Below are 13,334 nucleotides of genomic sequence, written 5' to 3' on the forward strand. Positions count from 1 at the left end.
TGAGCGACTTTAAAATAGAGACGCTTATTTTTGCTTTTAAAACCAGCTATAGGACATCAAGGTCATTCCTCGATGTCCCCAAGTTCGAATTTATGAGCATTACATGACAGCATCAATTTGTAGATTGCTTGCCTTCACTCAGAAAATCTACTTATTGGCCACCATCAATACGCATCTTTTGATCCGAACAACACTAGAATCGTCTTGAAGATTAATTTAATATCTAATGCCGTTGTGCGCTTGCGGATGTATTCCAAATCCATTTCGACCCACTCTTTGAAACTTATATTGCTTCTGCCATTAACTTGCCAAAAACAAGTTAACCCAGGAGTTACACTGATACGCTGTTTTTCATAATTTGTGTATTGTGCGACTTCATCTGGCAAAGCCGGTCGCGGACCTACAATTGTCATATCTCCACTTAGCACATTAACCAACTGAGGAAGTTCATCGATACTTGTTTTTCTAATAAACTTCCCGATTTTTGTAATTCTCGGATCGAATTTAATTTTGAATACAGGTCCCGATGCCTCATTCTGTTGCTGCAAAGCAGCTTTTAAATCCTCCGCGTTACTGACCATGGATCTGAATTTGTACATATCAAAGGTTCTGCCATGCTTGCCTACTCTTTTTTGTTTAAAGAATACCGGGCCCTTAGGATCTTCCATTTTAATTAACAGACTGATAATCAGAAATACGGGAATCAACATAATCAGCCCTACTAATGAACCGATAATATCTAGAAAGCGTTTTGTATATAAATAACCATTGCTAGTATTTGTTTTTACGCTTTCAAATACCAATTCACTGTATCTTGTTTTCACATTTAACTTTTCTTTTTCAGGAGCGGATACTGACATTTGAATCACCACTTTCATCATAAATTCCTGTTACTTATCAGATGGGAGTTACTTCAATCTTTTTGGTTGCAGCCGGTCTACCGATTGAACGATATTCTATCCCGTGCATTTCCATGTCTTCGACTAAGAAGCAATTTCGCCCATCAATAACAAGCGGAGTTTTCATTTTATTAAATACGGTTAGCTCTACATTTTTAATCTCATCCCAATCGGTTAAGATTAATGCTGCATCGCTATTTTCGATTGCCTCTGCTATTGAGTCAGCATATTGAATGCTTGTGTTGAGGATAGATTTTGCATTATCCATTGCAATCGGATCATACGCCACTACTTCTGCTCCTTGTTTGATCAATTCTTCAGTCACCAAAATAGAAGCGGATTCGCGTAAATCATCTGTATTGGGCTTAAATGCTAGTCCTAGAACAGCAATTTTCTTACCAAAAATATTAGGAATGCAGTCGTTTAGTTTTCGTATAATAAGACCTTGCTGTTTTTTATTGACGTTAACTACGCCTTTCAGCAATTCAAACTCGTATGCGACATTACCCGCGATTTGGATAAGAGCTTTTGTGTCTTTTGGAAAACACGAGCCTCCGTACCCAATTCCGGCTTTTAAAAATTGACTGCCAATTCGTTGATCCAGACCCATACCCGTTGAGACATTTTCGATATTAGCGCCCAATAACTCACAAATATTGGATATTTCGTTAATGAAACTTATTTTAGTTGCTAAAAATGCATTTGATGCATATTTAATCATTTCTGCACTTTTAATGTCTGTTTTAAAAATAGGGACATTAAACGGTTGATTGATTTTTTCAATAACGTCAAAAGCATGTTCACTATCTGCTCCTATAACAATACGATCTCCATGAAAGGAATCGTGAATAGCAGAACCTTCTTTTAGAAACTCTGGATTTGAAACAACTTCAACTTTTAAGTCACTAGTTAATTGAGATTGAATGATGTCCTTAATCATGTCGTTTGTGCCAACAGGAACGGTACTTTTCGTAACGACAATGACATCATGCACTATACAGTCGACAATGTTTTCTGCCGCTTGGATAACAAAAGATAATTCAGCAGAGCCATCTTTGTTTTCTGGAGTTCCTACTGCAATGTAAACGACATCCGCTTGCTGGAGCCCTTTTCGGTGATCACTTGTAAAACTCAAACGCTGCGCTTTAATGTTTTTTGTCATTAATTCACTTAAACCAGGTTCATAAATAGGCGAGGTTCCTTTTTGCATTTTTGCTACTTTGTCTTTATTAAGATCGATACAAACCACGTGGTGACCAATTTCAGACAAACTCACACCGGTTACCAATCCAACATATCCAGTTCCGATTACAGCTATTTTCATACCGATACCCCCGACTAAAATAGTGGTGTAGCTGATTTTTCAGCCATCAATTCGTTAATGATGTTCTCTACATCTCGTCCGAACTCGGGGCTATCTAACGCGAACTCAATGGTTGTCCGCAAGAACCCAAGCATTTCACCTACGTCATAACGTTTGCCTTCAAAGTCATAAGCGAAGACATTTTGAACTTCGTTTAGTTTTTGAATGGCATCTGTAAGTTGAATTTCTCCTCCGGCGCCGGCACTTTGATTGCCTAAAAAATTGAATATTTCCGGTTCTAAAATATAACGCCCCATAATTGCTAAATTCGAAGGAGCAGTTCCTGGCTTTGGTTTTTCTACAAAGTTACTAACTTCGTAACAACGTCCATCCACTGCCCTTGGTTCAATAATGCCGTATCGGTGAGTTTCGTGATCAGGAACTTGCTGGACCCCAATAATAGATGATTGCATTTTGTCGTATTGATCGATTAATTGTTTTAAGCAAGGTTTTTCAGCTTTTACTATGTCGTCTCCTAATAGCACCGCGAAAGGTTCATTTCCGATAAACTTACGCGCACTCCAAACCGCATGTCCCAAACCTTTTGGCTCTTTTTGACGAATATAATGAATTTCCACATTAGAGGTGTGCTGAACTTTTTCAAGAAGTTCGAATTTACCTTTTTTAAACAAATTATCTTCTAACTCAAAATTCTTATCAAAATGATCTTCAATGGCACGTTTGCCTTTGCCCGTAACAATAATGATATCTTCAATACCAGAAGCGATTGCTTCCTCTACAATGTATTGAATTGTCGGTTTATCGACGATTGGTAACATTTCTTTGGGCATCGCTTTTGTTACTGGAAGAAATCGAGTACCTAGACCCGCTGCTGGAATGATTGCCTTTGTAACTTTTTTCATTAGAGTACCCACCCGCCTTTCGATTTTCACAAAACATCAATTCTCGTTTCGGAATGGGTACCAAACGTGCCATGAAAGAAATCACTTCCTTGCATATAGCCCGTTTAATATTGCCCCATTGTAACACCAATAGTCCTTGAACTGGTGTTTATTTATTTAAAACTTTCAGATAAATAATAATATATAGTTTTAAATACCTACATATTTAATCTTATATTTACAAATATACATATATTTTATTTTTAAATATTCTGATAATTAAAGTCAGTTTTAAGTATGAGAAACAATCATCTCAAGATCTCCATCAATAAAATAATCACCTATTGTTGCTGGCACAATGAAATTATCGCCTTTTTTCACAGTCGACACACTTTCTTTCGTGACAAGTTGGCCCATTCCATTAATTACACTGACTAATAAAAATCCAGTTGTTAATGGCACTTCAGCTCTTCCACCAAGCTTCCAGTGATAAACCGTAAAGTATTCACCTTCAATTAAACGAGTCGACTCCAGATTATTCATGCTCTCTTTCAAGTTATCTTGTATGACTTGTTTGTGAGGGCAAGTCAATACTGCCATCGCTTGTTCTAAGTGCAGTTCACGTTTCTTACCTTCATGATCGACTCGGTCGTAATCATAGAGTCGGAATGTAATATCGGAACTTTGTTGTGTTTCTAAAATCACAATGCCTTTTCCAATTGAGTGTACCGTTCCACTTGGAACGTAAACAAAATCCCCTTTTTTTACTTTCAAACTTTGAAATAACTTACTCCATTCACCACAGGCAACTAGTTGTTGAAATTCATCTCTTGATTGTGCCTGGTGACCAATGATGATTTCAGCATCTTCTTCACAATCCAAAATATACCAACATTCAGTTTTCCCACACGACTTATGAATAGAGTCATCGGCGTAATGATCGTCCGGATGTACTTGAACAGACAATTGATCGTGTGCATCAAGTATTTTTACTAGTAGCGGAAATTCTCTATCCGTGATATCAAAACCAAATAACTGAGGATATTTCCACCAAACATCCGATAATTTTTTCCCTTCTAATTCACCATTCATGATAATAGAAGGTCCATTTTCATGAGCAGAGATAACCCACGCCTCACCAGTCGTCTGCGATGGAATATCGTAGTTAAACAGCTCTTGCAGTTTCCCACCACCCCAAATTCTCTCTTGAAAGACTGGTTTTAAAAAAACAGGTTCCTTATACATGAGACTTCCTCCCATCATAGAAATGACAAATTGTTATTCCTGTTCTAATTCTTTCGCACACATCATCCGTAGCGAGCAGTCAGTTTCACTTTGCAAATTTCTTCGATTTCTTCCCATTCATTTGAAGTGCGGAAAATATCTTCTTCGATCAATTCACTTCCTGTTTGCACTTCAATAATCTCCATATTAGTCGTTGCTTTTAACGTGTGCTTTGCACCTAGTGGGATATGGATCACATCACCTGTACGTACATGGCTCAATTGATCGTTAAAAACAAAAATACCTTCCCCTTTAACGATGGTCCATACTTCACTGCGTTTGTAATGCATTTGGTAGCTAAGGTTTTTTCCTGCCGTTATACCTAGTCGTTTAATTAGCACTTCGTTGCCTTCAGCATACCGTGTATATTCCAGCACACGATACCAGCCCCATCTACGCTCTTCATACATCGGCCGACTATTAAAACCCTCGACATACTCTTTTACTTTCGTGCTAGCATCTTTATCTGTCACTAAAATTCCATCTGGACTGGCCGCAACCACTACATTATCCAAACCGAGCAAGGTAATCGGAATATCGAGTTCGTTCACAATATGAGAATTTTTTACTCCCTCGCCGATTACTCCTTTGCCCGTCACTTGAACTGCCATTTCATCTGTTAGCGTGTTCCACGTCCCTAAATCTTTCCAATAACCGTCATAAGGCAAGGATACGATATGATTAGCGCGTTCAACCACTTCATAATCAAAACTATTTTTAGGAAGTTGATGATAATTTCTCAGCAATTGAGAATATTCAACAGGCATTCCTCTGTCTTTTAGCAAGTCGATTATATAACCTAATTTAAAAGCAAAAACACCACAGTTCCAAAGCGCATTTTGTTGGATTAATTCTTCTGCTTGCTCTTCTGTTGGTTTTTCTTTAAAGTAGTCAACTGTTAAATAAGCATCTTCCGTTTTGTTTTCCGGAATAATATAACCGTATTTAGCAGAAGGATACGTAGGTTTTACTCCCATTAATGCCAAGTCCGCTCCAGAAGCTAGTAAGGCTTCTTCCAAATCTTGTACACGATTAAAGAAACGATTCTCTACATAAGGATCTACCGGCAGCATTCCCACAACTTCATCTAGAGAACATTTTTGAACTGAATAAAGATAAACTGCCGCAAGAGCAATTGCAGGGAATGTGTCTCTTCTTTCTGGTTCAGTTACGACATGCACTTCTTGTCCTAATTGCGTTTTGATCATATCTACCTGGGAACTACTGGTTGCAATAATGGAATTTTCAGCCATTCCAGTTTCCTCGATTTGCTTCCAAACGCGTTGAACCATCGAAACTTTATTGCCATCCTGATCACTTAATACTTTAAGAAACTGTTTGGATCGTGCGTCATTTGATAGCGGCCATAGGCGTTTGCCTGATCCCCCAGATAATAATACTAATCTCATATTACGTCCTCCTCCTCGCTATACGCTTCCAAACTGAGTTATCAGCTCTAGTGATTATTAAGACCCAGTTAATGTGCTTGCGGAAAAAAATATAGGTAATATTCGCCTTAAAAACAAACTTACTAACCACTCGTTATAGTTAATTTGAAACGGTATGAACTCATTATATATATAAATACCTAATATTTCAATCTAATTTTCTAATTAATTAGAAATATCAGATATATTTACCTATTAAGAGTCCCGAACATTGGTATATCAACGATTCTCAAGTTATTTTATTTTTCTTTTTTTTTAGAAATTTAATACATTTTAATTTTAGATTTATAATTCCAAACTGATTAACCAATTTTCCGCACCATTTTAAAGAATAAAATTTAACATAAAAAACCTGGGTTTACGAAATCAATTGATTTCGTAAACCCAGGTTTTTTATCATTTGTTTATTTTCATAAATTACTTTCTCTTATTGTTCAATAGGTCGAGTTGCACCTGGCTGCGAATGATCTGACACTGTTTGCAGAACATCACGGTATTTATTAATTGAAGTATCTCTTGTTAAGTTTTTTTCGAGATAAGAACGTCCTTTCAAGCCCATCGCTTTCAGTTCGTCTCCGTCTAGACTCCTCAAATAATTAATCGCATGCACAACACCTTGATAATTTTGAGGTTCAATAACCAAACCTGCTCCACTTTCAAAAATTAGACGTTGCACTTCGCTCCCTTGTTCTAGAACTCCAAGAACTGGTTTGCCAGCGGCCATAACACCATAAATTTTACTCGGTACTGAAACACCTTTAATCCCTTTTTGATTCACAACCAAATGAACGTCAGCTGCATTTAAGGAATACTTAAGAAATTCTTTAGGTTGATAAGGTAAAAATTTAACGTTCTCCAACTTATTTTCTAACGCATATGTTTGTATCCGTTGTTTAACGGCTCCTTCTCCGATAAACAAGAAGACAATATCTGGCTGACCGACAAATTCTTTAGATACTTGAATTAAGTTTTCTAAATCATAATACAATCCAAGATTCCCTGAATACATGACGATAAATTTATCTTGTAACCCGTGCATTTCTAAAAACTCACGGATTTCAGGCTCGTTTTTCTCAAGCGGTACAATGGCGTCTTCATCTGTCCAATTACTGATGACCGTATGCTTTGGTACTTTTCCTCCCTCGAATCGGCCTCTTAACGTTTCTGCCATATCTTCCCCGACAACCAATACTTGATCCGCATAACTGCAATTTAGTTTGTCGATCGCTTTAGCAATTTTAAAGACGGTTTGGTTGTTTGTATAAGCAACTGCTTGCGCCTGTTCAGGATTAAAGTCATGAATACTATAAATATGTCGCGACCGTTTCAGCAGTTTTCCGATGGTTCCGATCAATCCGCCCAATACGGGTGGTTGAGAAATCGTAAAAATAACATCTGTCCCTTTTTCCTTGAGCAACGCAAGGTTTGCTAACAAGAAATAAGAAGAGATGTATTTGATTCGACTGATTTTCGAGTTTTTGTTTACTTCGGGCAGCTTGATCCGAACCACTTTAATATTTTCTACGTAAGCTTCTTCAAAGAGCTTTTTACTGTCATGATTTTCTCCTGCATATCCCGGTTGTGCCGCAATAACTGTAATTGTGAAGTCATATTGGAGATACTTTGTTAGTTCGGTCATCAATTGACTTGTTGCTGCAAGATCCGGATAGAAGTAATTAATAACAAATGTGATTTTTCTTTTGCGTATCATATGACCCTTCCTTTCCTTAAAAGCACGCAACAAATTCGTTGCCTTTACTTAAAGTTCATCAAAAATAGACACTAACCGATCGGTGTATTTATCTTCCGTATAAAACTCTTCAAACGTATCACGACTCATTCTTCCAAGCCGCATACGCTCTGCATCATTCGTCACCAACTCTTTTATCGCAGCTTTTACGCCTTCTATCGTTGGTTCGATAATCACACCACAATCTTTGATCAACTCCGCAATAATTCCTCGGTCCGAAGAAATAATCGGCAATCCCGCTGCCATTCCTTCAATAATAGACATGGGTTGACCTTCTACTTTATATTTGGTCGGTAACGCCATCATATCTGATTCAAGGAAAAAACGTTTTTTCTCTTCCCCTTGCTTTAACCCGTGATATTGAATCAAGTGATCTACATCATTCTCTGCGATATAATGCTTGATTTCTTGGAATTCATCTTCATTTTGAATTCCACCAACCAAATCTAAGCGTAAATTATGACCTTCTTGAATTAACGCAGTTGTTGCTTTAATCAATTCAATATAGCCTTTTTCAAACATGAGATTACTCAAATACAAAAGAGAGATCGATCCTTTTTTCTTCCCCTGCCCCACTTCATTCTTCAATATAAAGTCTGCAGGAATACCGTTGGATACCACTTCCACATGTTTGACATGACCGCGGTAATTTGGCGTTAGCTTTTCACCTAATACAATTCCAACATCAATTTTCTGCAATGAATGGATGATGAATTTTTGCGTAATTCCAGAAGTAGCGTCAATCGTGCCACCTAAGTTATTGCCATGTAAATGACTCACTACTTTACCACGCCCAAGAACTTTACAAGCTTGGATCATCACACAATCACGTAACAACCCCATTTTAGTTTGCGAAATGGAAATATACAAAATTGGTTTTTTCATACGCAGTGATAAAAAGCCAGAGTAAAAAACAGCTAACGAATCATGCAGCAATTTATCAAAAGAAAGCGCACCAGGATGTTCAAAATCTTTCTTGCTTAAATTAATTTTTTTCACATTATATTGTTGGTGAAGTTTTTCTGAATTATACAGGGATTGAAGAGCAATGCTTTCTCCTAGTATCGGAGGAGGCAAGGGCCCAACAAATATCAAATCCCCTTTTTTTGTCCCAGTCATGTTAAAGCACCTCTCTTATAAATGACATCAACTAGCCAGTGCCACAATCCGACGTTTTTTAATGCGGATCAGTAGATTTCAATTCACGTTTATCCACTAAATCTTTTTCGAACGAAGAAACAACAAGATAGATAATGATAAAAACCGGAAGGATAATGACTAACGGCTTGATGTAATAAATAAAGCCGTACCAGAATACTCGCGCAATGGTTAAAACAATCCAGTAATACCCTAATGCCATTCCGAAATTACCGAAGAGTTTTTTCAGGATAATAGTGGGCGTGAAAATAATAATATATGTAGCAAATGGTGCAATAACTAGCCCAAGAACTCCTAAGTTTAAGTAAAATTCTCCGTAGACAAATAAACCGTAGTTTGTGTGTATAATCGAAGCGACAAGATGGGCAGCTTCTGGGCTCTTCGCTTCAATTCCAAGAAAAGAAGGAATTAGTTGTGGAATGTAATCGATAATTGTATGGAAATTACCGTACGTATGAGTTACTTCAATTGCAGCAGCTGTGGAATAAACAAGATCTTGAACAGTTGGGTAGTTGACCAAAATTGCTACAGAGTCAAGAATTGCTTGCACGTCAAAAATCAGTCCTGTATGTCTCACCAAACCTAAATAAGAAAAAAGTAGCAATCCCCCAGCGATTAACGCCACTTTTTTAAATGAAAAACTCGACTTAATCACATCTAATTTTTTAGTGGCCGTTAATAATAAATACAAAATCAACAGCAAACCTAAAATATCGACTCGAGCATAATGGGACAAAAGCCAAAAAGGGACAAACAAAATGGCGAATTTCCGTAGTCCACTCTCTTTAACGCCCATCAGCACAAAGAAGTACGAAATAACAACAACAGAGTTCCATGCATTCCCAGGCAATAAACTTGGTGAAAGTTCGTTATACGCCCCTCCAGGTAGATCCGGCAAATAGATGATTGCGGAAACTACAGCTAAAATACTGAATAGCCAAGTCGCTAACAAACTATGAACTGTTCCGGAATAATACGCCAAAATTTTAGCATCGTAATTGCCATAAGTCTTATTTGATACCCACAGCAAAATCGACCAAGCGTAGTAGAAAAAAAGCGCACCAAATGCCAATGTATAAAAATGTCGTTCAATAAGATGGGTACGATCATTAAATAAGGGCTGCACTTCCCCAATTGGCGCATAACCTAATATACTGATAATCGGCAAAAACAAAAGAACAAGTGAAAAAGAAGAAAATCCCACCTTGAATATATAAATATCCATTAATAACTTGAAGGAAAATATAATTAAAATGAACAAGTTCCATGGATCGTCAGCATTGAAAACCTGACCTAACTGAAGCAAGTAATAGATCACTGAAATCCCAGTTATTAAATTAACGATGATAAATAGGACTTTTTCAAATCGATCATCGGCTTCTATATGCTTTTCCATAGTCTCATTCCTTTATTTATAATTCTCTTTTTAGACAACCCATTGCCTACCACTCTGTTAGGAAGGTACATCTGCAGAGAACATCTGGGATTTTTTATTGTTTTTTTTGGATTGTCTATATAGGTAGCTTAAAATTTTTATATGCAAGAAAGTGGACAGGTAATAGAATAGAAAATTCAATGACACTCGGTCATTTTTAAATCCTTCTAACAGTATTTTTCTAGACAACTGCACGACTTCTTTGTTTTGACCGATTATCCCCGTTCGGAAAACAACTTTCCAAATGGTTAAAGTAAAACGATGGAAAGTAGACTTCCGCTGTTGCATGGCTAGTTTTTTATACTTCTCGAAAATGCTTAAATGCCCATTGAGTACAGAAGTTTTATTGGTCGTAATTCGTTCCCCGCTATGATGATAAAATAACACCATGCTTTCTGTGACAAAATCGAATTTTGTCACCTGCGCCAGCCTGATATACAAATCCCAATCTTGACAACTTGGCAGCTTGGCATCAAAGCCATCTATTTGGTCTAATACTTCTTTTCTAACTAATACCGAAGAAGTAGTATCGATATAGTTAAATTCAAGTAACTTGGACAAAATATCTCCGCGATATTCCGGAATGATTTTACGAGTAGGCTGATTGTTTTCATCAACTACTTGCACACCTGAATAAACTACTCCGACATCTGGCTCATCATTAAATTTCTCCAGCTGCTTTTCGATTTTTTCTGGTAGCCACTGATCATCTGAATCTAAAAATCCGATGAAATTTCCAGTGGCTCTTCTTAAACCGGTATTTCTTGCTTCCGACCCACCTTTGTTCACCTCGTGTTTCAAGTAGATAATTCGGTCATCAGTCATTTCTGCAACAATAGCTGCCGTATTATCAGTTGAAAAATCATCAATAATGATGATTTCCAAGTTTTGATGACTTTGCTTTTCTAAACTTTCAACAGCTTTTTTCAGCAGTTCCGAACGATTGAACGTTGGAATAATAACACTGACTTTGTCATTTAAGGTCACCATTGCACTTTATCCCTCCCCCCGTTAAGGAACCCGCTCAGTTTAGTATTCGCTAATTGCACTCTTTTCTCGGTTCACCAAATTACAATCATGTGTCACCATAATTTCCACTAGCTCCTCAAAAGAAGTCGCTGTTGGATTCCAACCAAGTAGCTTTTTCGCTTTTGAAGGATCGCCCAATAACTGCTCAACCTCAGCTAAACGGAAATATTCTGGATTTACTTCAACTACAACTTCGCCGGTCTTTGCATTAAAGCCTTTCTCATCAATTCCTTCTCCTTGCCACTCTACTTCGATTCCCGCATGTTTAAATGCGAGTGTCGCAAATTCACGAACAGTATGCATTTCCCCAGTTGCGATGACAAAATCTTCTGGCGTATCATGTTGTAAAATAAGCCACATGCATTCTACATAGTCTTTGGCATAACCCCAGTCTCGCCTTGCATCAAGGTTCCCGAGTAACAATTTGTCTTGCTTGCCATTCGAAATACGCGCAGCAGCCATTGTAATCTTACGTGTTACAAACGTTTCTCCACGTCGTTCGGATTCGTGGTTGAAAAGAATACCGTTGACCGCGAACATATCATAAGATTCCCGGTAGTTTTTCGTGATCCAATAACCATATAATTTTGCCACTCCATATGGGGAACGCGGATAAAACGGCGTTGTTTCTCGTTGTGGAACTTCTTGTACTTTTCCATATAACTCTGAAGTAGAGGCTTGATAAATGCGCGTCTTTTTCTCCAAACCGAGAATACGCACTGCTTCGAGAATACGCAAAGTTCCGATTCCATCAACATCTGCTGTGTATTCAGGAGTTTCAAACGACACTTTTACATGGGACATTGCCGCTAAGTTATAAATTTCGTCTGGTTTAATTTCGCTAATCAGTCGAATGATGTTGGAAGTATCCGTCATATCCCCATAATGAATATAAAAGTTTTCACTCGACTTTAACTCTTCAATATATAAGTGCTCGATGCGCCCTGTATTGAAACTCGAACTTCTCCGAATGATGCCATGTACCTCATATCCTTTTTCTAATAAGAAATCCGATAGAAACGAGCCATCTTGACCGTTAACTCCTGTAATCAATGCTTTTTTCATAATAATCCCCCTTATAATCGTACTTTCTCTGTCTGTTCTAAAAACCAGTCATAAGCCATTTTTAATCCATCATCTAACGGGATTTTCGCTTCCCATCCAAGACTCTTTAATCGACTAACGTCCACTAACTTACGCGGTGTACCATCAGGTTTCGATGTATTAAAGACGATTTCTCCTTCATAGCCGACAGTTTTCCCAACTTTTTCGGCGAGCTCTTTAATCGAAATATCTCTGCCAACACCGATATTGACCAAATCGTTGCCATTATAAGTATTCATCAAATAAATAGCTGCATCTGCCAAATCATCAGAGTAAAGAAATTCACGTTTTGGTGTTCCTGTGCCCCAAACTTCAACAGTCTCAGCCTGAGCGTTTTTTGCTTCATGAAATTTCCGAATAAGCGCCGGTAGAACATGTGAACTTGTTAAGTCGAAATTGTCATTCGGTCCAAATAAGTTAGTCGGCATGATTGATATAAAGTTCGTACCATATTGACGGTTATAAGATTGGCACATTTTAATGCCCGCTATTTTAGCAATGGCGTATGGCTCGTTGGTTGGCTCAAGTTCTCCAGTCAATAAGGCATCTTCTCTCATCGGCTGTTCTGCGAGTCTTGGATAGATACACGTACTGCCGAGAAACAGCAGTTTTTTTACTTTATTCCGATGAGCAGCATCAATGACATTTGTTTGAATCATCAAATTGTCTCGGATGAATTCTGCTGGGTAGTCGTTATTTGCAGCAATCCCCCCAACTTTTGCTGCTGCTAAAAATACGTAGTCTGGTCGTTGTTCTTGAAAAAAAGAATCGACTTGATTGGAGTTTGTCAAATCAAGTTCTTTACTGGTCCGAAACACAAGATTGTGATAGCCCTTTTCTTGTAGGTTTCTCACAATTGCTGATCCGACAAGACCTCGATGTCCCGCTACATAAATTTTCGACTCCAAGTTCATAAATATCCCACCTTTTTTAGCTATTGCCTCACGTGATCCGATAGAAGTTAACGTTTATTTCATGGTCATTTTTTCAAAAAAGCTATTTCAGTAAAAAAACAACCTTTT

General features: G+C 37.7%; 11 protein-coding genes. All 11 read right to left on the reverse strand.

Annotated elements, in window-relative coordinates; genetic code table 11:
* Positions 1-164: 164 nt before the first annotated feature.
* Positions 165-878 carry a sugar transferase gene (locus MLE13_RS13515; protein WP_240750205.1) on the reverse strand — a complete coding sequence of 238 codons (714 nt, stop codon included), beginning with the start codon at positions 876-878 and terminating at the stop codon, positions 165-167.
* Positions 879-897: 19 nt separating this feature from the next.
* Positions 898-2,223, reverse strand: a complete 1,326-nt coding sequence (locus tag MLE13_RS13520; RefSeq protein WP_240750206.1) for a UDP-glucose dehydrogenase family protein — start codon at positions 2,221-2,223, stop codon at positions 898-900.
* 14 nt (positions 2,224-2,237) lie between these two features.
* Positions 2,238-3,125, reverse strand: coding sequence for a UTP--glucose-1-phosphate uridylyltransferase GalU (galU, locus tag MLE13_RS13525; RefSeq protein ID WP_240750207.1), 888 nt, complete (start codon positions 3,123-3,125; stop codon positions 2,238-2,240).
* 270 nt (positions 3,126-3,395) lie between these two features.
* Positions 3,396-4,349, reverse strand: a complete 954-nt coding sequence (gene manA, locus MLE13_RS13530) for a mannose-6-phosphate isomerase, class I (RefSeq protein ID WP_240750208.1) — start codon at positions 4,347-4,349, stop codon at positions 3,396-3,398.
* A 62-nt stretch (positions 4,350-4,411) separates the two neighbouring features.
* Entirely contained in the window at positions 4,412-5,797 is a 1,386-nt protein-coding gene (locus tag MLE13_RS13535) for a sugar phosphate nucleotidyltransferase (RefSeq protein ID WP_240750209.1), read from the reverse strand.
* Positions 5,798-6,263: 466 nt separating this feature from the next.
* A complete protein-coding gene (locus MLE13_RS13540; protein ID WP_240750210.1) occupies positions 6,264-7,547 on the reverse strand; it encodes a glycosyltransferase family 4 protein in 1,284 nt (427 codons plus the stop codon).
* A gap of 48 nt (positions 7,548-7,595) precedes the next feature.
* On the reverse strand, positions 7,596-8,705 hold the full coding sequence (locus MLE13_RS13545) for a glycosyltransferase family 4 protein (protein WP_240750211.1): 1,110 nt from the start codon (positions 8,703-8,705) through the stop codon (positions 7,596-7,598).
* Positions 8,706-8,763: 58 nt separating this feature from the next.
* Positions 8,764-10,140 carry a hypothetical protein gene (locus MLE13_RS13550; RefSeq protein ID WP_240750212.1) on the reverse strand — a complete coding sequence of 459 codons (1,377 nt, stop codon included), beginning with the start codon at positions 10,138-10,140 and terminating at the stop codon, positions 8,764-8,766.
* A gap of 57 nt (positions 10,141-10,197) precedes the next feature.
* Positions 10,198-11,169 (reverse strand): glycosyltransferase family 2 protein, encoded by a 972-nt coding sequence (locus MLE13_RS13555; RefSeq protein WP_240750213.1) that lies wholly within the window; start codon positions 11,167-11,169, stop codon positions 10,198-10,200.
* A 39-nt stretch (positions 11,170-11,208) separates the two neighbouring features.
* Complete coding sequence (gmd, locus tag MLE13_RS13560; protein ID WP_240750214.1) at positions 11,209-12,273, reverse strand: GDP-mannose 4,6-dehydratase; 1,065 nt, start codon at positions 12,271-12,273, stop codon at positions 11,209-11,211.
* Positions 12,274-12,284: 11 nt separating this feature from the next.
* Complete coding sequence (gene fcl / locus MLE13_RS13565) at positions 12,285-13,226, reverse strand: GDP-L-fucose synthase (RefSeq protein ID WP_240750215.1); 942 nt, start codon at positions 13,224-13,226, stop codon at positions 12,285-12,287.
* Positions 13,227-13,334 lie beyond the last annotated feature (108 nt).

It is taken from the genome of Planococcus halocryophilus, from assembly GCF_022489025.1.
GTDB classification, from domain to species: domain Bacteria; phylum Bacillota; class Bacilli; order Bacillales_A; family Planococcaceae; genus Planococcus; species Planococcus halocryophilus_A.